The following is a 21,879-nucleotide window of genomic DNA, read 5'->3' as shown; positions in this document are numbered from 1 at the left end:
AACAAGGGGGAGCCATGGTTAATCGAATCATACCAGCGCTCTTACTCCTGCTTTTGGGTTCTTCTTACGTTATCTCTGCATCAGCAGACGTAACTTTAGCGGTGCCAACGGATGTTCTCGAAGACTATCAATCCAGCTTTGGCGTACAGCCTGAGCCTGTCCGTTATGATTTTCCGGGCAGCCGCCGGGACGTCGTCGAGGTTATTCTGGTGCAACGGGCGCTTCGAGAGGGCGGTGTCGCTGAGGCTGATTTGCGTCCGATGGATGGTTACCTGCGAATCTTGCAGCAGTTGGCAGAAGGTAAGGTTGCGCTTAGCGGCACCAGTGTCTGGGACTTCGACGCCCGCGACATGGTTGAACACCTTTGGGTCAGCAGCCCCCTGATACGTCGTGGGGAGTTTGTGGTTGGTGTGTACACCCGGGCGGGGCATCCCATCCTCTCTCAACCGCAGGACCTTTCAGCCCTCACTCAATACACCCCGGTAACCAGCAGAAACTGGAAGATGGATTGGAGCCTGTTGGAACAGATGGGCTTCAGCCGGATACAGTATGCGAGCAGCTGGGAGTCCATGGTCCGCATGGTGTTGGCCGGTCGGGCCGACATCGTTCTCGCACCGTTTCCTCAAGGCAATGATCTGAGAATTGTAGCGGAGGACGGTCGCTACCTGGTCCCGGTCCCGGGCATCAAGGTGGCATTTCCCGCCGAGCGGGTTATCGCGGTTGCCAAAAATTACCCCTCTGCAGACGCAACGTTCTCAGCCTTGCAAAAAGGGCTTAAGATCTTGAGAGAGCAAGGCGAAATTGAGCGGGCTTACACACAATGCGGCTTTTTTAACCCCGCCGTGGCCGCCTGGACACTGATTAATCCCTGAAATGCGCAATCTGACACCAAGATTAGGCTCAAAAATAGTTGACAACGTTGTCCAATCGTCATAATGTCAGCCTACCGACAACGTTGTCTGAATGGCTCAAAGAGGCTCTGGGCGGTTGTTTGTGGTTCTAGGTCATATAAAAAACAAGTGTTAGAACAAGAAGGGGACAGACATGTCTACAAAACTAAGCGATGCAATCAAAAAGGTGAATCGCGCTCTGGTAACCGTTGGGTCTCTGGGTGCTTTGTCCATGGTGGCGGTACCTGCGTTTGCGCAGGATGCGGCCAGCGAAATTGAAGAAATTCAGGTGCTGGGAATTCGTGGCTCATTGAAAGCTGCTGCAGACATCAAGCGCGACGCCAATGCGGTAGTGGACGCTGTTACCGCCGAAGATATCGGCAAGCTTCCGGACTCCGATGTGGGGCAGGCGCTGGGTCGTATCCCCGGTGTGAGTGTTGGTCGTGCATTTGGCCAGGGTGCCTCTGTATCCATCCGCGGATCTGATCCACAAATGACTTACACAACCCTGAATGGTCAATCAGTGGCCTCTACCGGTTGGTTTGACCAGCAAGCACAGGATCGTTCGTTCAACTATTCACTGCTGCCGTCCGAACTGATTGGCGGTATGGATGTGTACAAATCCACTCAGGCGGACCTGGCCGAGGGCGGCATTGGCGGAACCGTTATTGTGAAAACCCGTCGCCCATTTGAACTGGAGGCGAACAAAGCGTTTTTGAGCCTCAAAGGTGGTATGGGAACTGTCAGTGATGATTTCGCGCCAGAAGTCTCGGGTCTGTACAGCTGGAAAGATGACTCGGAAACATTCGGGATTCTGGTCGCGGCTGCACGTGCCGAGGGCGACTACGTACGCCGTGGTGTTGAAGCCGATACCCGTTGGTCGTCTGACGTGGCGCCAACCACGTTTGTTCAGGAGCGCGAGCGCACAGCTTTCGACATCAATGCGCAGGTGCGTCCTACCGAGAATCTGGAGTTTGGTGCTCACATTCTGAGCATGGAACTTGTTGGCGATAACTCCAATACCAGTCACTACATTTTCCCCGATGCAAACTGCACATTGCGCAATGATAATGTGACCTCAGGATTTAACCCTAACGGTGTTTGCCTGAAGAGTGAAACCACCGCAGCCAATGCTACTGATGCATTTATCCAGACCTGGGCCCGTTCCGGCAAAATGACGTCAGATACGTATAGCCTGGACGGTACTTACGAGCTGGACGGTTTCAAAGCCGAAGCGGTTATTGGCAGTACCAAGGCTGAGGGTGGCACCAGTTTAACAACCAACTATTCTTATGGCTGGTGGACCGCTGGTTCAAGTATTCCTCAGTGGACCGGTACTATCGATGCAACAGGAAAAGTGATCGATATCAATCCTTCATCTGATCAATCCGTCAGTGTTGCCGATCTTGGTCCAACTGTCGCGCCTGCTGGTTCATGGGCGACAACCAAAGGTCCGAACTCAGACGAAGAGACCTTTGCGCAACTGGATTTTACCTTCGATGTTGATTTTGGCGCTATTTCCTCGATCAAAACCGGTGTTCGCTCTACCCAGCATGAGTTTAAGAAGCAAACCCTGCGGTCAGTGTTTGTAGATGCAGCTGATATAGTTTCGGTACCGACCGAGAGTCTTTACAGTGGCACTATCAAAACCGGCCCCAACGGTTGGACCAACCCACGTCCGAATATCGGCGCGATGATGGCCAATACGTTGGACAACATTGATTCATTTGTTGAAGAGCGTCCAGGCTTCGGTTTGTTGAAAGAAGACAATCTTTCGGCATATGTCATGGCCAACTTTGAAGGCGAAGGCTTCCGCGGTAACTTTGGCCTGCGCTATGTGCAGACCGATGCGTCCGCGACCGGCTATGATTTGGATGGCACTCCACTGGCACCCGGAGACGTTGCGCAGAACAACGGTTGGGGAACCGCGCTGGTTACCGACAAATCAAGCTATAGCGATGTGTTGCCAAGCGTAAACGTAGTGTTTGATCTGACTGAAGATTTGTTGTTGCGATTCTCAGCGGGTCAGGCGATCACGCGGGCTAACTATGAAAACATGTTCCGCGGTCAGATGGCCGGTTTTCAGGATACTGTAGCCGGAAATGAAACAGTAACATTTGGTGATCCAGGTCTGCTGCCACAGAAATCCAGTCAAGCGGATCTTGGCGTTGAGTACTACTACGGTGACGGTAATGTGATCTCTGTAGCCTACTTCAAGAAAGACATCGAAAACTTCATCAGTACTGTTACTGAAGTGGACCAACAAATCGGCGTCATCAGTCCCGACAGTGGTCTGGATAGCTGGACTGTTAACCAGTATATCAATGCCGGTGGCGGTAAAATTGATGGTTTCGAATTCCAGGTAAATCATGCATTCGATAATGGATTTGGTACGTCGGTGAATTACACCTACGCCAATGGCAACGCGCCAGCTGAAAGCTTCCAGGATAATATCGGTGTATTCACCCTTTCTTCCCAGCATGTAGCCAATATCGTGGGTTACTGGGAAAACGATCAGTTCTCAGCGCGTGCTGCCTATAATTACCGTTCTGAGTACATGGTTCGTGAAACCGGTTGGTACGGTAACCGTATGCACGATGACTTTGGTACACTGGACCTGAGCTTTGGCTGGAATGTGACTGATATGATCAACCTCACTTTCGAGGCCAACAACATTCTGGAGGCTGATGATGTCCAGTATGGTGCTGCGGCCGCAAACACGACGGTGAAGGATCCATTGAAGGAGGGTTATCCAGCCTGGTCCTTCATGGGTGAGGCTTCATACAAGCTAGGCTTGAATGTTCGCTTCTGATGACTAAACATTATTAGTCAAAAAAGCCCAGTGTATACTGGGCTTTTTTTTAGCTGATAGTTTTTCATCCGGTCCGTTAGTTCGAACAATCTGTGTGCATGCTCAGCGATTAAGGGGGGAGCCATGACAAAACGCATCATCATAGTTGGCGGGGGTACGGCAGGTTGGCTTGCTGCAAACCATCTGGCGGTAGAGCTGCGGGGCGAGCCGGTTGAGATCATGTTGATTGAATCCGATGAGATCGGAATTATCGGCGTGGGTGAGGGTACTGTACCTCACATTCGCCGTTCGCTGAAAAAATTTGGCATTCCTGAATCAGAGCTGCTTGCGCGTTGTGATGTGACATTTAAGCAAGGTATCCGGTTTGACGGCTGGATGTCAGGCACTGACAGCAGTTATTTCCATCCATTTGCGTCCCCCTTTCCCAACGGCTATGACGCCACCAGTTGCCTATTGAGTCAACCGGATGTGCGTTTTGATTCTGTCAGCGCTGCTGCGCCTTTGATGGAGTCTGGCCGATCCCCTAAATTAATATCTTCGTCCGAGTATGAGGGCGTAGTTGATTACGCCTACCATTTTGATGCAAAGAAATTTGGTGAGTTGTTGGCTGACAATGCGGTTAGCCGGCTGGGTGTAAAACGACACACTGCAACCGTCAGGGAAGTCCGGCTCAGTCACTCTGGTGAGATCGAATCCCTGGTGGCTGCTGACGGCAAGGTGTTTACAGCCGATTTTTTTGTTGACTGTTCAGGTTTCAGTGCTCTGCTATTGGGGGGGGCGCTTTCGATCCCTTTTATGGACCAGTCCAGCAGGATCCAAACTGATACGGTATTGGCCACACAGCAGCTCGCCACGCCTGAGCATATCCCTTGTTTCACATTGGCTAAGGCGCATGAAGCAGGATGGTTATGGGATATTCCATTGCAAAGCCGTCGTGGGGTGGGTTTTGTCTATTCAAGTCAGTCTATTGATCGTGACCAGGCGGTTGTGGCGTTGGCGAACTATTGTCAGGTGGTGCCTGAAGACCTGACGTATCGCATGCTTCCGATGCGTATTGGCTACAGGAACGCATTCTGGTCAAAAAACTGTGCGTCGCTGGGATTATCCCAGGGCTTTGTTGAACCATTGGAAGCCACATCTATCCTGGTTACCGATTTTTCAGCAGAACTGCTGGCCAGGAATATCCATTTCGGTGCTGATGGTATGAACGCTGCTGCTCAATATTGTAACCGGGTCGTCCGATACGTGTGGGAGCGAATAATTGATTTCGTTCAGCTGCACTATTGTATATCTGATCGGCGTGATACAGATTTTTGGCGCGCTGTGACAGCACCGTCAGCCATGTCTGACACGCTGGCCGAGAGGCTTTCGATTTGGCGTTCCAGAACACCGTTGAAATCCGATTTTTTCAGTCGTTTCGATTTGTTTGACGTGGATAATTACCTGTACGTGCTTTACGGCATGAAATACCCCACTAACCTGAAAACGTCCACACCCTACGAAGAGGAGTTTTTGAGGCAGCAATTGGTGGCACATCAATCCCAGGCAGGTCAGTGGATCAGCCAGTTACTAGCGCACAGGGAGTGGCTAAACCGGTTTAATGCGGCCTATGCTGCAGCGCACGCGAAAGGTCAATATTAAAAATCGAAAAAAGTGTTGACTGTGAGCCGGCCTGTGTCCGGATCGTCGCAAATGCTGTCGTTTGAATTGATGTAGGCGCTATGAAGGTGGGAGCCACGATAAAGCACCAGCCGATTGAATTTGGCATCTACCTTGTGAAAAATCTGAAAAAATTGATTTTCGTCCGAAAAATACGCATTGGAAGGCTTATTCTGATTGATTTCTTGGTAATAACGGTCGAGATAGTTGTCTACATCCGATTCGGTAATCCGGGACAGTCCGGTAGCTTTGTGACGATAGAAAGCGGTTCCGCCGTGCTCAGGACCACATAAATACAGTACTGCGGCAATATGATGCGGTGTACTTGAGTCAAAATGTGGCGTGCGCTGCAGCGGGCCTAAAAGTTCACCCGGGATGGTCAACAGTGACATGGCACAGATGCTTTTGCGTATGTCGAGATGTGCCGGCACATCAAAGGTTGATTTTATCAACGGCTCTACAAACGTTGTCATATTGTAGGAGTAATCATCTGGTGCTTTCGCACGCACACCAGGATAACCCTTGCGCTCCCTCACGCCGGGGTAGGGTGTAAAGGGTTGGGTTTTGGCGTATGCAACCAGCGTATCAGGATCTGCAAGAAAGTCATCGATACATATCAGTTTGCTATCAGCCAAGGGAATTGTGTGGATGGTGCAATGTTTGTTAACGCTGAAAAGTCCGGACATGGCTGCTGCGGTATGGGTGCTATTTGTTCAGGTAAACAGTAAACTAAAGAAATAATGGCAACGTTGTCAAACGAAAACTGCGCCTTATTTCTGCCGAAAAACAGATTACGCTAAAAGGCTTGACAACGTTGTCCCAATTGCTTACTGTTAGACAACGTTGTCAGTCATGGTATTGGCAATGTGAGGTCCAAAGCCATGGTGCACCGCAACCGCTCCATGGTTCTGGCTCTTTCCTCTCGTAGCTATGCTCTCTTGCGGGTTGGTGTCCTGTCAGTCCCAACCCTTCTTTTTCCCGCTGCGATTGAGGCTTTACAGGGTTGAAGCATACGCTTCCCAAACAGAATAAAGTGAAATGGGCCGAGGTGAATAATGGGGAAAATGCCAATAGGAGAAGGTCAGCTGTACCTTGGCATTGACGGTGGAGGTAGTAAAACCAAGGCCATATTGTTGAGTCAGCAAGGGCAGGTTCTGGGTGAAGGTGTCGCCGGGCCCGCCAACCCTCTGCATGGCGTGGAACAGACATTTACCTCGATCAAATTGGCCGCAGAGCTGGCATTGGAAGATGCTGGTTTAGACGTTGACCAGCTGCCCCGACTGGTGGCTGGCGCGGGACTCGCGGGGGTCAATCTTCCCGAGTTGTATCAGGTAGTCGAGCAGTGGGTGCACCCTTTCGGCCAGTTCCACCTAACCACTGACTTACATATAGCTTGTCTGGGTGCTCATAACGGTGAAGACGGCGCCGTGATCATTTCAGGTACGGGCAGCTGTGGCTATGCACATACGGGCAACAAGAGTCTGATTGTTGGTGCGCATGGATTTCCGTTCGGTGATAAAGGCAGTGGCGCCTGGCTCGGACTGGAAGCATTGAAGCATGCACTCATGGCATCCGATGGTCTTGCGCCAGCCGGCCCTCTCAAACACCGCATTGAGACTGCACTGGATGCACAAGGTATCGATATGGTCAGCCGTATGGCGGGTGCGACCTCAAGGGATTATGCGCGACTCGCGCCCATCGTGATTGAACTGGCGCAAGCCGGAGATCCCACGAGTCTTGCGTTGGTTCAGGATGGTGCCGATTACCTTGCTGCGGTGGCAGAAAAGTTGCTGGCGCTTAAGCCAGGCAGGCTGAGTATGATTGGTGGTGTTGCCGGCCCGCTGCAGGCGTGGATGCCCGAAGCCATTCTTGCGTCGGTTCAACCGGCGATTGCCGCCCCGGAAATGGGCGCATTTCTGTTTGCACGTAAGCAGCTGGCGCTGCTTGAAAAAACGGCTTAAAAACAAAATAAGGGTTATTCGTGATCAATCGAACGTTGTTGACGGCTATTGCACTGGTGTTGATGCTCGCAGGCTGCGGCGGAGATAACACCGCAACGAAACCAGCCGCTGTTAAGCAGAAACTCGACAGTGATTTTCTGTTGGCTGAAGAGAGCGTGAGTGCTGCGATCATTCCCAAGCCGCGGGAAATGATTCGGGGGCAGGGGGCATTTGCGATCAATGCCGGCACCCGCCTGGTTGCTCACCCCGATGTTCAGGATCTGGCAGACTATCTGCGTCAGCAGTTCAGTCCCGCAACAGGCTACACATTTCCCCTGGCAGATGCCTCTGAGACCCAAAATGTGATCCGGCTGGAGCTCGCGGATGTGGGGTCAGCTAACGGCGAGGCTTATAAACTGTCCGTTTCCCTGTCAGAAATCCGAATCAGTGCCGCGTCCAAGGCCGGTCTGTTTTGGGGCGTTCAAAGCCTGCGCCAGTTGATGCCCGCTGATATTGAAATCAATGCCCCGATTAATCGATCCCAATGGTTGGTGCCGGTGCTGGAGATTCAGGATGAGCCCGCCTTTTCGTACCGGGGTATGCATCTGGATGTGAGCCGGACCTTTTTCCCTGTTGAATTCATTCGTCAGTATATTGATTTGCTCGCACTGCATAAGCTGAACTACCTGCATTGGCATCTGACCGATGATCAGGGCTGGCGCATTGAGATCAAAGCGTTTCCAAAATTGACCAGCATCGGCGCCTGGCGCACGGCAACGGTGGTCGGCCACACCTATGATCGCGACGGGCTTTATGACAATCAATCGCTGGGTGGTTTTTATACGCAGGCCCAGATTCGCGAGCTGGTTGCTTATGCGCAGGCTCGTCAGGTTACCATCATCCCGGAAATTGATATTCCCGGTCACGCCTCAGCCATATTGGCGGCTTATCCGGAGTTTGGCTGTACTGGTGAAATGGCCGACGTACAAAGTAACTTTGGCGTATTTCCTGAAGTGCTTTGTCCCACTGAAACGACGTTTGCATTTCTGGATCAGGTCTTTGCTGAAGTGGCCGGGCTTTTTCCTTCACCTTATATTCACGTAGGTGGCGATGAGGTTAAAACCGAACAGTGGCAGAGTTGTGATAGCTGCAATGCGCTGATGGAGCGCGAGGGCCTGAAGGACTACATGGCTTTACAGGGCTATATAATCAAGCGGGTTGAAGCCAGCATTAACAAGCTCGGAAAGCAAATCATTGGGTGGGATGAAATCCTTGAAGGCGACGTTAATCCGTCTGCCACCATTACCTCCTGGCGTGGCATTGAAGGCGCTATCCATGCGGCCAGAGAAGGGCACGATGCCATTATGGCACCCGGGTCGCATTTGTACTTTGATCACTACCAGTCCCGCTCAATCGATGAGCCGCTCGCCATTCATGGCCTGACGCCTGTGAGCGAAACCTATAGCTTTAGCGTGATTCCGGAAGAGCTCGCACAGGACCCGGCGGCCAAACGTATTTTGGGTGCACAGGGGCATTTGTGGACCGAATACGTCAGAACACCTGCCAAAGCCCAGTACATGGTACTGCCTCGCATGAGTGCGCTGGCCGAAGTAGTGTGGACCGATGCATCGCAAAAATCCTGGCCGGATTTTGCCCGCCGGCTGCCCAAAATGTTTGATCGTTTTGAGGCGGCTGGTCTCAACTACGCGACCAGTGTCTATGCGGTCAATGCGCAGATTGAATCGGTACCAGACGGCTTTCTGGTCCGTCTCGACAGCGATATGCCCGATGCGGTGATCCGCTACACTACCGATGGCAGCCTGCCTGGCATCAATAGCCCTGTATACCGTGAACCCATTCGGGTGAAAGCCGGTCTGCTTAGGGCAAAAGCGCAAGACCCGCAAACCGGCCGGCTGTTTAATGAACGGCGTATCACCCTGGTGGATCATCTGGCTCGGGGCGCCAAGGTTGTGTTGAGTACTGACGCTGACCGGGCCTGGAACAAGCAGCCTGAGCAGACCTTGGTCGATGGTGTGTTATCGCGCGACCAGATATTCCAGCTGGATGATTGGGCCACCTTTAATGAGGGCGGGTTGGTCGCCGAGTTGGATTTACTGCAGGTCAAACAGCTGAGTCTGGTCAATATCGGATTTAACGCAGGACGATTCCGTCATTTTTATGCGCCGACTAAGTTAACCGTTGAGCTGAGTGAAGCGGGTGACGTGTGGCAGAAGGTGGGCGAGTTGGGTCAGGCCAAGCTGGCTGCAGAGTCACTTTCTGCGACCGTAACATTTAATACTCAGGCAGCCCGCTATGTGCGTGTAACTGCAGAAAACGGTGCGCAGCGGTACTCAACCGAGCATCGCGCCCCGGTGCCCGTTACTTTGTATTTTGATGAAATAATCGTTAAATAATAACAATCATTGGTAATTCGTATGAGCAGCACAGTTGCAGTGTCACATTCTCGGTCGAAAACAATTGAGGCGATGATAATTATCGGCGCCTTGTTTTTCATGTTCGGATTTGTGACTTGGTTGAATGGATCTCTTATTCCGTTTTTAAAAATTGTTTGTGAGCTCAATGAGTTCCAGGCGATGTTCGTTACTTTTGCGTTCTATATCGCCTATACATTAATGGCGTTGCCGTCGGCATGGATACTGCGAAAAACGGGCTATAAAAAAGGCATGGTGTACGGGTTGGTGGTCATGACCATCGGTGCACTGCTGTTTATTCCCGCAGCGATAAGCACCGAGTATTTTATGTTTCTGGTTGCTCTTGCCGCGCTGGGAAGTGGTTTGACGTTATTGCAGACTGCATCCAATCCTTACATTGTATGCATTGGACCACGTGAAAGTGCGGCGATGCGTATTTCTATTATGGGATTAGTGAATAAGGCGGCGGGTATTGTTGTGCCGGCTGTCTTTGCAACCTGGATTCTGACTGGAATGGATCAATTTGACAGCACTGTTCTGGCGGCTCTGTCCGAATCTGAGCGGACAGCGCGTTTAAGTGAGTTATCCGGGCGGCTGGTAACGCCCTATCTTTATATGACTGCTGCGCTGGTAATTCTTGCACTATTTATTCATCTCAGTCCGTTGGCGGATTTAGAGGAAGAGTCTGGCAATGATGGGGCTGTTGATAAATTTGGTATATTGGGCTTTCCGCAGGTTATTTTGGGGGCGGTTGCGCTGTTTGTTTATGTTGGCGTTGAGGTGATCGCTGGCGATACGATCGGTATGTACGGTCAGGGGCTGGGCTTATCTAACTTTGGATCGCTGACATCTTACACCATGAGCTTTATGGTGATCGGCTACGCGCTTGGTGTGGTGCTTATTCCCAGGTTTATTTCGCAGGACCGCGCACTGCTGCTAAGTGCAATCCTGGGTGCGCTCTTCACTGTGGGAGTAATGACTGCATCGCGCGAGTCGGAGCTGCTGAGTGAAGTATTGTATGGGTGGATCAATATAAAAATATTCTGGTTTGAATTTTCTATTGACCCTGTACCCAACACGGTATTGTTTCTTGCGTTATTAGGGTTGGCAAATGCCATGGTTTGGCCGACAGTATGGCCGCTTGCGCTAGAGGGTCTGGGCAAATATACCGGCATCGGTTCAGCATTGCTGATCATGGGTATCGCCGGTGGCGCCATCATTCCACTCGTTTACGGCGCTTTGGCAGAAGGTGGTAGCAGCCAACACGCCTATTGGATAATGCTTCCGTGTTATGCCTTTATTTTCTATTACGCACTCTGGGGTCACAAGCTTCGCAGCTGGGGCAAGTAGTCGTTTTTCTTTATTCTGCTACCACACGCACAGATCTTGTCGCGTGTGGGTGCGCCTCCGGGGTGTGAGTTGAAACAGCGTTATATTGCATTGGATGCCCTGCGTGGTCTGACGCTGGCATTGATGATTGTGGTGAACACGCCCGGATCCTGGGCTCATGTGTATGGTCCATTGTTGCACGCAGACTGGATGGGATGGACATTTACCGATCTGGTGTTTCCGTTTTTTCTATTTATTGTGGGTGCATCGCTGTACTTTTCCCAGAAAGGTATGGCGTCACTCACGCGTGCAGATCAGCTACGTAAAATTATTCGTCGCAGCCTGCTGTTGATAGTGTTGGGTGTATTGCTGGAATACTACCCATTTATTGTTTCCCTTCATGAGCTACGCTTGCCCGGTGTGTTGCAACGGATTGGACTCGCGTTTGGGGTTGCGGCGCTGTTGGTTGTGTTTGTTCCGGCGCGCTTTAATCTTGTTTGCATTGGCGCGATTCTGGCCAGTTATCAGGTCTTGCTGTGGCTATCTCACGAACCCTACAGTCTGGAGCATAATCTGGTCCGGCAGGTGGATCTTTGGGTGTTTGGCGAGTCCCACCTGTGGGCGGGTAAAGGGCTGGCGTTTGATCCCGAGGGATTACTCAGCACCTGGCCCTCCGTGGCCACCGTGTTGGCCGGATTTGAAACCGCCCGTTGGTTGCGCTCCGGGCGCCAGCTACGGTATTTGCAGTTCGGGTTATGGGGTGCAGGTGGGGTTGTCTTGTTGATGACCTATGCGCTGGCGTTGCCAATCAATAAATCCTTGTGGACACCGGGCTTTGTATTGCTGACGGCGGGCCTGGCTTGCTGGACGCTGGCACTGATGCTGTTGATGGAGCAGTGGCGATTGGGTGCTGCTATCCAGCGGCCGCTGGTCAGCCTGGGGCAGAACCCGCTATTCATTTATGTGTTGTCCTGGTTGTGGGTGCGTAGTTACCAGCTATTCCCAACCCAGGAGGGGACCCTTTATGAGACGCTGTTCGGTGTCTTTGCTCACGTACTAGAACCCAAGGCCGCATCGCTGGCATTTGCGCTCTGTCATCTTGCGGTGCTCTGGTTGATTGCCGCGTATCTCGCCCGTCGACAGATTTTTATAAAACTCTAGAGCCCCGCAGTCTGGCAGTGTTAGCATGTCGCCTTCTCGATAAGGGGCAGGCACATGGCCAGAATTTCCATTTACATCCTGATGGCACTCGCACTGGTCTATGCCGGTTTGCGCTGGGGTATTGCGCCGACGCAAAAGTCTCATGCTTATTTTGAGGGGCGCGGTTTTGAGGTGATCGCCCACGGTGCCGGGCAAGGATTACAGCCTAAAAATACGCTGGAAGCGGCGCTCATGGCCAATCGGGTGGGCGCAGATATTATCGAAATCGATATCCACGCCACCCGCGACGGTGTTTTAGTGCTGAGCCACGATGACACAGTGGACGATATGACCAATGGTTCGGGGCTGATCCGTGAAATGGATTTTGCCCAGTTACAGGCGCTCGATGCAGCGCACGGCTTTTTGCGGGAAAAAAACAGCCCCTTGGCAGGGCAAGGTATTCGTATTCCAGCACTGTCTGCAGTCTTCGATGCACTGCCCGATGCCCATTATATAATTGAAATCAAACAGCCAGAGCCGCCGATTCATACCGCCTTATGCCAATTAGTGCGCGAGCGCGGCCTGCAAAACCAGGTGTTAGTGGGGTCTTTTTTTACCGAGCCGCTCGAGGCTTTCCGCAGTGCCTGTCCTGAGGTGGCCACGTCCATGTCTCAGGGCGAAGTGACCCGGTTGGTGTTGTTGGAAAAAATCGGCTTGTCACATCTTTATGATTTACCCGGTGTGGCGCTACAGCTGCCCATGACCAGCGGTAGCATTACGATTGTGACTGATTCGTTTCTTTCGGCAATGCAAGCGCGCGGTGTGAAGGTGCATATTTGGACGATCAACAGTCTGGACGATATGCGTGAGCTGATGGCGATGGGGGTTGACGGCATTATCACCGACTACCCCGACCGCTTGATTCGCTTACGGGATAATCTCACCGAGTAATATGCAGGTAACGCTTCTGACAGTGGGGTACCAGATCTGGTGCATGCCACAAGCCTGCCCATCGCCGTAATCTGATGGTTTCTCGCAAGCCCTTGCCTTGTCTTCTATCTGTCAGCAGGCAATGCCCAGGCGCTTGGTCTGGTATCGGCTGACTCAGGGGGATTCGTTTTTTTGTTCACTGAGTGCGGCCAGGGCTTCATCTGCCCAGGCAATCCAGGCTGTTTCGCCGGTAATGCCGCGCCTCAGTGTCAGGTAGGGCAATTGCAGAGCGCGTTGTTCGGCGGCACTCTTGGACCGGTACTCCTGTTCGATCACTAGCAGCTTGTCCAGGTTCTTCTGGTGAATGGCCCGGTGGCGCCTGAGCTCTTCCTGCAGGACTGCAACAGATACCAACGTTTCGCCGGCAAACAGTTTGATCAGCAGGGCATCTTTGGATTTGCTGGGTGCAACAGGGGTGCTCAGCCAGCGTGATAAGGCCTCTCTGCCTTTGTTGGTGATGGCGTATATTTTGCGGTCCGGTTTATCGGTTTGGCTTTGGGTTTCATATTGCACCCAGCCGTCTTTTGCCATCTGTGCCAGCTGCTGATAAACCTGTTGATGGCTGGCATTCCAGAAAAAGCCGATACCCCCTTTGAATTGCTGGCTGAGTTCGTAGCCGGTAGCGGGTGCGGCGCTCAGCATGACGAGAAGGCTGTGTTTGAGGCTCATGGTACTCGGGCGGTGACGTCTCAGATATGCAAATTGTTGCATATAAGCTGTGTCAGCGCTATCTTATGCAAAAACTTGCATATCCATTCCGCCAGAAAGGGCCTGACTATGACCAAGAAAGCCGCTGCACGTAATGTCCGTACCGGGCGTCGCTACCGTACGGGGCGAGCTGCTGAGCATTACGATGCCATTGTGATCGGGTCCGGTATCGGGGGGCTTTGTACGGCGGCCTTGTTGTCCAGGCTCGGCCAGAAAGTGTGCGTCCTAGAGCAGCACTATACCGCGGGTGGATATACCCATAGCTATGAAAATCAGGGCTATGAGTGGGATGTGGGTGTGCATTACGTAGGCGAGGTGCACCGCCCCTGGAGTCTGCTGCGCAAGGTGTTCGATACCATCAGCGACGGCGCACTGCAGTGGGCAGAAATGGGCAAGGTGTATGATCAGATTCATCTGGGCGATGAAAGCTTTGACTTTGTGAGCGGAAAATCCGAGTTTATTAACCGGCTGGCAAAACATTTTCCCGAAGAGCGCGCAACCATCGAGCGATATGTCGCACTGATCACCCGGCTCAGCCAGTCGACGCCGACCTATTTCCTGGGATTGACGTTGCCCCGGCCACTGGGGCGGTTTTATGCCCGGTTGCGCCGTTGGTTTCTGCCTAAAGAATGCTTCCAGTCCACCAAAGAGGTGTTGGATGGGCTGACGCAAAATCACAAGCTCAAAGCGGTGTTGGTGGGGCAATGGGGTGATTATGGCCTGCCACCTTCCGAGTCTGCCTTTATCATGCACGCCATGGTGGCGAAGCATTATCTGGCCGGCGGTGCTTATCCGGTGGGCGGGAGTTGGGCCATTGCCAAATCGATTATTCCGGTCATTCAGCAATCGGGTGGCGAGGTGTTCACCTATGCCGGGGTAGACCAGATCCTCATCGAGCAAGGCGAAGCGCGCGGGGTGAAATTGGTTAACGGCGATGTCATCCGCGCCGACAAGGTGGTCAGCAACGCCGGTTATATGCCCACCCGTAACCGTCTGATTCCGGCTGCCAGCCGGGCCCGGTTTGAGCAGGATTTTCAGGGGGTACCCCTGTCCTCTGCACACCTTTGTATTTACGCAGGCTTTAGAGGCGACGCCCAAGCACTGGGACTGGACTCCACCAATTTGTGGATCTACCCGGGCAGCGATCACGATGCCCAGATGCAAGCCAGTCGGGCCAGGCCCGAAGCCGATTTTCCGCTGATCTATATTTCGTTTCCCTCCACCAAGGACCCGGAATGGAACAAGCATTACCCGGGCAAATCCACTGTCGAAATCGTCACCATCGGGAGCATGGAACAATTCAGGGCGTGGCTGGGTACCGAGTGGGGCAAGCGTGGGGACGATTATGAGGCGCTGAAAGAATTCATCAGCCAGCGGCTGTTGGCCGTGCTGTACAAACACCGGCCCGCCTTGCGCGATGCGCTGGATTTTTATGAGTTGTCGACCCCGCTCTCAACCCAATGGTTCCAGTGGAACGAGCAGGGCGAGATTTACGGGCTGGATCACACGCCGGCACGCTTCAAAGCGATTGGATTGCACACGCAAACGCCCATCAAAAATCTGTACCTCACCGGTGCTGACGTGGTGACTGCGGGTGTGGGTGGCGCGTTGATGGCGGGGGTGATGACCGCCACCCGGATGGCCGGCTGGCGGGGTTACAAGATCATGCAGTTGATCAGAGGTAGCGCATCAGCATCAGATAAGGCACCTGCTCAGCCGGTACCCAATCCGGATTGACCGGAATGCGCACCCGGTGTCCGCTGCCGGGTGCCGCGTCGATTGCCTGGCCTTGCTTGTTTTCGATTGCCGGCAGAGTAAAGCGATGATTGCCACGGGGTGTAATCAGCTCCATGGTGTCACCGGATTCGAACCGGTTTTTTACCTCGATGGTGAGCCATTCGCCGTTGAAATCCAGCGCCTCGCCAACAAACTGTTGGTTCACATTGGCGGAATTGCCTTCGGTGTAATTCTGGTACTCGCTCGGCACATGGCGGCGATAAAAGCCCTCCGTGTAGCCGCGATTGGCCAGGTGCTCCAATTCCCCCATCAGTGACATGTCGAACGCCTTGCCTGCCAAGGCATCGTCGATGGCGCGTCTGTAGACTTGTGCGGTTCTGCCCACGTAATAATGGCTTTTGGTGCGCCCCTCGATTTTGAGCGAGTGGATGCCCATTTTCACCAAGCGCTCCACGTGCTGTACTGCGCGCAGGTCTTTGGAGTTCATGATATAGGTGCCGTGCTCATCCTCGTAGGCCGGCATGTATTCACCCGGCCGCGAGCGCTCTTGCAACAGCACTGGCTGGACTTCGTCATTGGGATCAAACAGCTGGGGTTTGTCGACCGCGATCAGGTCTCCCAGTTCGTTTTCACGGGCGTCGTGGGCGTTGTACTCCCAGCGGCAGGAATTGGTGCAAGCTCCCTGATTGGAATCCCGGTGAGTCATATAGCCCGACAGCAGACAACGGCCCGAATACGCAATGCACAAGGCGCCGTGAACAAACACTTCCAGTTCCATCTCCGGGCACTGTTGGCGGATCTCTTCGATTTCATCGATGGACAGTTCGCGCGACAGGATCACCCGGGATATCCCCTGTTTACCCCAGAACTTGACCGATGCCCAGTTCACCGCATTGGCTTGCACAGACAAGTGGACTTCCTGCTCTGGCCAGCGGTCTTTGACCAGCATGATCAGGCCCGGGTCGGACATGATCAGGGCATCCGGGCGCATGGCGATCACCGGTTCCAGGTCACGCAAATAGGTTTTGACCTTGTCATTGTGGGGGGCGATATTGCTGGCCAGATAAAATTGCTTACCCATGCCGTGGGCTTCTTCCACGGCAGCTGCCAGGTTTTCCAGCTTGTTGAATTCGTTGTTGCGCACCCGCAGGCTGTAGCGCGGCTGGCCTGCGTAGACGGCGTCGGCGCCATAGGCGAACGCGAAACGCATGCTTTTCAGGGTGCCGGCAGGGGAGAGTAGTTCAGTCATTTAGCGCTCATACATAAATACCAATTGCCGGCTATTCTACCTCAATCACTTCAGACTGTTGCAGGCCTGGCCGATAACTGAATCAGTGAACAGGTCATGGCATCGGGAGTCAGGCATAAATGAGCGAGATTCAGCGGCTACAGGCAATTATTGAGCGCCTGGTCCGACGAATTGAAGAGAACCAGGCGATTGCCAGGCGGTTCCATGCGTTCGAGTTCCGTATGCTGGAAGCTGACCGGCTGCCGGAGTTGCTCGATTTGCTGGTCAAGCAGGGCCCTTTGCATTTCGATCTGGCCGCGATCAGCCTGGTATTGTTCGACCCCGAGTATGAATGGGAGCAGTTAACCGAGGCCTTGAATCTGAGGCAATGGTTGCCGAAGGTGCAGGTCCGCCATCAGCAGGCTTTTTTCGATGATCTCTTTGCTGCCAGTCGGGCACCAATTCTGGGGCAGATGGACCCGTTGACACAGGCGCGCCTGTTCAGTGGTGCAGCGGAGGTCGGCTCTACCGCGATCATTCCGCTTTACTGCAAGGGCCAGTTGCAAGGCAGTTTGCACCTGGCCGCGGCTGATCCCGAGCGCTTCAGTGCCGACAAGGCCACTGACTTTCTGGAGCATCTGGGTGCCGTATTGGCACTGTGTCTCAATCATGGTCTGACGCAGGAGCATCTGCGCCATGAGGGCAGGCAGGACCCGCTCACACAAGTGGGCAACCGAACCGCGTTTGAGCAGGATCTCGGGATTGAGCTGGCCCGCGCAGAGCGCAGTGGTCAGCCCTTGAGTTGCTTCTTTGTCGACCTGGATCATTTCAAGCAAATCAATGATAACTACGGTCACGCCAACGGAGATTTATGCCTGCGTGAAGTGTCACGCGTGCTCCGGCAGGCCTTGCGCAAGACTGACCTTCTGGCCCGCTTTGGCGGCGAGGAATTTGTGGCACTTTTGCCCGCCTGTGATGCGACCAAGGCGATGGAAACCGCGGAGCGTGTGCGCGAGCAGATTGAAGCGCTCACCCTGGAAACCCGGGCGGGACAAAGCATGCCGTTGACAGTGAGTATCGGGGTGTGTAGCTGGGAGCCCAAGGCATACCGTATTCCACTGGCGGAACTCAGTGATGCGTTGTTAAGGCAGGCTGATGCCGCCATGTACCGGGTTAAGAAAGCCGGCCGCAACGGCGTGCGTTGGCAACCGCTCGTGGTCCGTTAGCGGGCGTCGGTGGCCTGTGTGATGGCGCCGGGTCCGGGTGTAATGCGCAGTTGATAGAGTTTGCGCCAGCGTTTACCGGTCACCCAGAAGGTGCGATCGTCGGCGTCGTAGGCAATGCCGTTGAGTACGGCGTCCGGACTCTTGTTTTCAGTGTCCACCAGCGCGCTCAGATCCACCGTAGAGACAACCTGGCCGTTGGCAGGGTCTATGGCGTAGATCATCGGTGAAAACCACACGTTGGCCCAGATCAGGCCTTCGGCGAACTCCAGTTCATTAATCGCGTTTAACGGCTGGTTCTTGTACGTTACCGCCAGCTGTTGCGTGAGTTCAAAACTATCCGGATCGCGAAAGCTCAGTTCGGCGCTGCCATTGCTCATGATCAACTGCCGGCCATCAAAGGTCAGGCCCCAGCCTTCGCCCTGATAGCGCGCGATCGACACCGGCCGCAGTTCGGCGTCGAGCTTGCGCGCCAGCCCCTGCTGCCAGGTGAGCAGCCAATAATGCTTGCCGGTAAACGCCAGACCTTCGCTGAAGTCGCGGCGTGATTGGTGGCGTACCAATCCGGGCTCGCCGTCTGTCACCGGGTAACGTTGAACAAAGGATTGTCGATACAGGCCCGAGGATTCCACGAATTGCCCACGGTGAATCAGCAGGCCCTGGGTAAACGCCCTGTGAGGGTGCGCGCGTTCGTGCAGTATCTGGTATTCGAGCGGGACAGGTGCGGCAAATGTGCTCGCACTCATGACAAATATCAGCAGGGCAATTAAAGTAGGCACGCGCATTCTCTGGGGAGCATTTGTCTTGTCGCGTATTAAATCATTTCTGTGGCTGGCCTTACTAGGTGGATTGACTGTGGTGCTGCCCATCACCATCCTGTTTTTGCTGGTGCGCTGGTTTTATGGTTTTTTCAGTGATCTGGTGGAACCGATTACCGCTATGCTGGTCGCCCAGACCCAATGGCCGCAGGGGATTGCCGATATGGCAGTTTTTTTCCTGATGTTGGGTTTATTCTGCCTGATCGGATTATTGGTGATGACCAGTGTTGGCGCCTGGTTGCACTCGCAGGTGGAGCGGGTATTGAAACGCGTGGCGCCGGGCTATAAAACGATCAGCGATGTAGTGGCGCAATTTTTTGGCGGTGGAGCTTCCAGCAGTCTGCTGTCCGGTGAAGTGGCATTGGCGCGGATATACGGTGAGGCTTCACCCGTGACTGTGACCGTGATTGTCACGGCAAGGCACCCCAACGGGGATTTTACCGTTTTTATGCCTACGGCCCCGATTCCGACCTCGGGTGTTGTCTATCACCTGCCGGCGAGCTGCATCACATTGTTGCCGGCGGTGACGGTGGAGGCGGCCATGAAAACCATTATCGCCTGCGGTGCTGGCTCGCCGGAGTTATTTGACAAGGCCTAAGCGCCGTCCGGGTTGCTGCGTTCGGCCACATAGCGCAAGGCATCCTTGACTGCCTTGCGGACTTTTTTCTGCATTTCTTCCTGCTCTTGAGGCGAAAGGAAAAAACTCATGTCCACATCGTGACGGATGTAACGTGGCGGCAGGTGATTGAGTGCGACACAGGCCACATCGGCCAGAAAATCGGCATCTTCTCGCGCGCGTTCGTCCCGCCGGGCGATTTCATCAAACACCTGGAGTTCGTAGTAATTGTGAACAGAATCAACTCCGGCGGGTAGCTCGGTGCGGCGGGCGTCCTGCAGTGCAACAGCATGGCGTCAGTCCTCAAATAGTGGTCATTGTCTGAGTGTAGATCACTTACCCCGGATCAGGTCACGGATCGCAAAGCGCGCTGGCGACAATGCTTTTAACAGATCCTGATGGACGGGCAGGGGCAGGCCGCCGGCGAGAGCGGCGACCAGGCGGGCGGTGAGTGGTGCATAGGCCAGACCGCGGGAGCCAAGCCCGGTATTGACCATCAAGCCCTGATGCCAACAGCCGCTGACGCCGATCGCGGCTTTGGCGTTGCGCCTGAGGCCCGCAAAATGGTCTGCCAGTTGATTGATGTTGGGTATTGGTCCGGCGACCGGAAGGTAGTCCGGGGTTGTGCACCGGAAGCCCACGCGGCCCGATTGCACCTGAACCTCCAGCGCCACATCGAACAGGGCGCGCAATTGTCCTACGTTTGCCTCGTGATCCGCGTCAGTCAGCGCGGGGTGGTGATTTCTGAGCGTGAAGCTGGCACCCGTACACAGGGTGCTATCCAGCGCCGGTGCCACATAGCCATCGCCGGTAACCACGGTTGTTAATGGCGTCAGCGCCGGGGGCACGTTGGTATGACTGACCTGGCCGCGAATAGGTTTGAGCGGTAAATGCCGGGTTTGTGCGAATTGGTTGGCACTGGTACCGCAGCAAACCACTACCAGCTCGAATGGGCCGTGTTGTACTTCGCCCTCGAGTTGCCAACGTTGGTCGGGCGCTTGGGTCAATTGGCGTATATCGGTTCCGAACTGGCACTGTATGGCCGGGTGAGTCAGTAAATCCTGGCACACGGCTTTAGGGTTCAGCCAGCCGGCCTCGGGCAGCCAGACCGCCGCCTGGCTAACGGGCACCCCCGCCAGGGCACTGGCGTTCGCCTGATCCACTGCCTGTGCCAGAGCGGCGGGCAGATTGCGTGTAAAGCGCCGGGCCCGGTCCTCATCGTTTTCCAATTGAAGCACGCCGCATTGCTCACCCAGCCCCGCGCGCCAGTGTTTCTGATAGGTCTGGGTGGCCATTTGGTAGGCGGCCAGATTGATGCGCCCCTGCGGGTGGCGTTGAGGCGAGAGTTTGGCGTAAAGCACGCCCTGCCGATTGCCGGATGCTTCCTGCGCGGGTGCTGGGTGGCGTTCAAATACACTTACCTGCCAGCCCGATTCGGCCAGTGCGCGCGCAGTGTGAGCGCCGGCGAGACCGCTGCCTATCACCGCGGCGCGCCCGCTTGGCAGCAGGCTGTGGTATTGATACCAGGGAGTAGCGGTCGTCTGGGTCAGTTTGCTGAGACCTGTATCCGGCAGCGCACGGAACTGACCGCGCAGCATTTCCCGCTTGCGCCCAAATCCCGGGACTTTTTCACATTCGAATCCCGCTGCTTGTAAGCCCCGCCTGACCAGGCCGGCGCTGGTAAAGGTAGCAAACTGGGTGTGGGGGTGTGATAAACCTGCAATGGCCGTAAACAGGGCTTCGGTCCACATGCCAGGGTTTTTGCTGGGTGCAAAGCCGTCGAGAAACCAAGCGTCTACACGGGTGGCGGCTTCGATACAGTCGGGGTGCGCCAGGTATAACTGATTGGATAACTGGTCTGCGGCATCACCAATCATTAAAGTCAGGTGGATCCGGCCATCGACGAGTTGCAGGCTGTAAATCTCCGGCTCAAAGTGGCTCGGGTAGCCGCGGATGAGTTCTTCTGCCAGGCCCGCCAGTTGCGGCCAGAGATTCAGTGCGCGGGTAAGATCTGCCTTGCTGAGCGGGTATTTCTCCACGCTGAGAAAATGCAGCGTTGCGGTTGCGGGCGCGGTTTCCAGCCACAGCGCTGCAGCGACTAAAAAATTGAGGCCGCTGCCAAACCCCGTTTCTCCGATGGTGAAGCGCCCGTTGTCTGGTAGCGTTCGCCAACGTTCGGGCAGGTTATTCTGTGCCAGAAAAACGTAGCGGGTCTCTTCGTAGCCGGATTCCTGCGAAAAATACACATCGTCAAATTGCCCGGATACCGGCTGGCCCTGATGCCAGCGCAGGTCTGCATAGTCCACGGTTGGGACGGGGTTGGCGTTCTGGGATTTATGGGGAGGCTGCATTTGTTC

17 protein-coding genes are annotated in these 21,879 nt (G+C 54.2%); 11 read left to right on the top strand and 6 right to left on the bottom strand.

The genetic code is table 11. The features are described 5' to 3' along the window. Positions 1-14 precede the first annotated feature (14 nt). The 3 genes from M5M_RS04365 to M5M_RS04355 all read left to right on the top strand — a co-directional run bounded on the left by M5M_RS04365 (position 15) and on the right by M5M_RS04355 (position 5,343). Entirely contained in the window at positions 15-872 is an 858-nt protein-coding gene (locus M5M_RS04365) for a type 2 periplasmic-binding domain-containing protein (protein WP_015046256.1), read from the top strand. A 172-nt stretch (positions 873-1,044) separates the two neighbouring features. After that, positions 1,045-3,702 (top strand): TonB-dependent receptor, encoded by a 2,658-nt coding sequence (locus tag M5M_RS04360; protein WP_015046255.1) that lies wholly within the window; start codon positions 1,045-1,047, stop codon positions 3,700-3,702. A gap of 123 nt (positions 3,703-3,825) precedes the next feature. After that, positions 3,826-5,343, top strand: coding sequence for a tryptophan halogenase family protein (locus tag M5M_RS04355; RefSeq protein ID WP_015046254.1), 1,518 nt, complete (start codon positions 3,826-3,828; stop codon positions 5,341-5,343). Here M5M_RS04355 and M5M_RS04350 read toward each other — a convergent pair. Continuing rightward, positions 5,340-6,047: a DUF6445 family protein gene (locus tag M5M_RS04350; protein ID WP_015046253.1), complete on the bottom strand. Its 708-nt coding sequence runs from the start codon at positions 6,045-6,047 to the stop codon at positions 5,340-5,342. The two genes, M5M_RS04355 and M5M_RS04350, sit on opposite strands and share 4 nt — an antisense overlap. Positions 6,048-6,425: 378 nt before the next feature. Here M5M_RS04350 and nagK point away from each other — a divergent pair, with 378 nt between their 5' ends. The 5 genes from nagK (at position 6,426) to M5M_RS04325 (ending at position 13,153) form a co-directional block, all read left to right on the top strand. Continuing rightward, entirely contained in the window at positions 6,426-7,322 is an 897-nt protein-coding gene (nagK, locus tag M5M_RS04345; protein WP_015046252.1) for an N-acetylglucosamine kinase, read from the top strand. Between the two features lie 20 nt (positions 7,323-7,342). Next, the gene (locus M5M_RS04340) at positions 7,343-9,715 is read left to right on the top strand and encodes a beta-N-acetylhexosaminidase (protein WP_015046251.1); all 2,373 of its coding nucleotides are present in this window, start codon (positions 7,343-7,345) and stop codon (positions 9,713-9,715) included. A 21-nt stretch (positions 9,716-9,736) separates the two neighbouring features. Beyond that, the gene (locus tag M5M_RS04335; protein ID WP_015046250.1) at positions 9,737-11,083 is read left to right on the top strand and encodes a sugar MFS transporter; all 1,347 of its coding nucleotides are present in this window, start codon (positions 9,737-9,739) and stop codon (positions 11,081-11,083) included. Between the two features lie 69 nt (positions 11,084-11,152). Then, positions 11,153-12,223: an acyltransferase family protein gene (locus tag M5M_RS04330; protein WP_015046249.1), complete on the top strand. Its 1,071-nt coding sequence runs from the start codon at positions 11,153-11,155 to the stop codon at positions 12,221-12,223. Between the two features lie 54 nt (positions 12,224-12,277). Continuing rightward, the gene (locus M5M_RS04325) at positions 12,278-13,153 is read left to right on the top strand and encodes a glycerophosphodiester phosphodiesterase family protein (protein WP_015046248.1); all 876 of its coding nucleotides are present in this window, start codon (positions 12,278-12,280) and stop codon (positions 13,151-13,153) included. A 153-nt stretch (positions 13,154-13,306) separates the two neighbouring features. Here the strand turns inward: M5M_RS04325 and M5M_RS04320 are convergent, their stop codons facing one another. Then, positions 13,307-13,861: a PadR family transcriptional regulator gene (locus M5M_RS04320; RefSeq protein ID WP_024330219.1), complete on the bottom strand. Its 555-nt coding sequence runs from the start codon at positions 13,859-13,861 to the stop codon at positions 13,307-13,309. 108 nt (positions 13,862-13,969) lie between these two features. Here M5M_RS04320 and M5M_RS04315 point away from each other — a divergent pair, with 108 nt between their 5' ends. After that, positions 13,970-15,637: a phytoene desaturase family protein gene (locus tag M5M_RS04315; RefSeq protein WP_015046246.1), complete on the top strand. Its 1,668-nt coding sequence runs from the start codon at positions 13,970-13,972 to the stop codon at positions 15,635-15,637. Here the strand turns inward: M5M_RS04315 and trhP are convergent. Beyond that, a complete protein-coding gene (gene trhP / locus M5M_RS04310; RefSeq protein WP_015046245.1) occupies positions 15,576-16,886 on the bottom strand; it encodes a prephenate-dependent tRNA uridine(34) hydroxylase TrhP in 1,311 nt (436 codons plus the stop codon). The genes M5M_RS04315 and trhP overlap by 62 nt on opposite strands. 119 nt (positions 16,887-17,005) lie before the next feature. Between trhP and M5M_RS04305 the strand changes: the two genes are divergently transcribed. Continuing rightward, positions 17,006-18,091 carry a GGDEF domain-containing protein gene (locus M5M_RS04305; RefSeq protein ID WP_015046244.1) on the top strand — a complete coding sequence of 362 codons (1,086 nt, stop codon included), beginning with the start codon at positions 17,006-17,008 and terminating at the stop codon, positions 18,089-18,091. On the opposite strand, the gene M5M_RS04300 is transcribed toward M5M_RS04305, so the two are convergent. Further along, a complete protein-coding gene (locus M5M_RS04300) occupies positions 18,088-18,867 on the bottom strand; it encodes a glutaminyl-peptide cyclotransferase (protein WP_162141149.1) in 780 nt (259 codons plus the stop codon). The genes M5M_RS04305 and M5M_RS04300 overlap by 4 nt on opposite strands. 25 nt (positions 18,868-18,892) lie before the next feature. Here M5M_RS04300 and M5M_RS04295 point away from each other — a divergent pair, with 25 nt between their 5' ends. Next, positions 18,893-19,504, top strand: coding sequence for a DUF502 domain-containing protein (locus tag M5M_RS04295; protein ID WP_015046242.1), 612 nt, complete (start codon positions 18,893-18,895; stop codon positions 19,502-19,504). Here the strand turns inward: M5M_RS04295 and M5M_RS04290 are convergent. After that, positions 19,501-19,803 carry a late competence development ComFB family protein gene (locus M5M_RS04290; RefSeq protein WP_042454899.1) on the bottom strand — a complete coding sequence of 101 codons (303 nt, stop codon included), beginning with the start codon at positions 19,801-19,803 and terminating at the stop codon, positions 19,501-19,503. The genes M5M_RS04295 and M5M_RS04290 overlap by 4 nt on opposite strands. Positions 19,804-19,854: 51 nt before the next feature. Continuing rightward, positions 19,855-21,873: a bifunctional tRNA (5-methylaminomethyl-2-thiouridine)(34)-methyltransferase MnmC2/FAD-dependent 5-carboxymethylaminomethyl-2-thiouridine(34) oxidoreductase MnmC1 gene (gene mnmC / locus M5M_RS04285; RefSeq protein ID WP_015046240.1), complete on the bottom strand. Its 2,019-nt coding sequence runs from the start codon at positions 21,871-21,873 to the stop codon at positions 19,855-19,857. Between the last annotated feature and the right edge of the window lie 6 nt (positions 21,874-21,879).

The sequence above is a fragment of the Simiduia agarivorans SA1 = DSM 21679 genome (assembly GCF_000305785.2).
Taxonomy (GTDB): domain Bacteria; phylum Pseudomonadota; class Gammaproteobacteria; order Pseudomonadales; family Cellvibrionaceae; genus Simiduia; species Simiduia agarivorans.
This window is presented reverse-complemented; position numbering and strand designations above follow the sequence as displayed.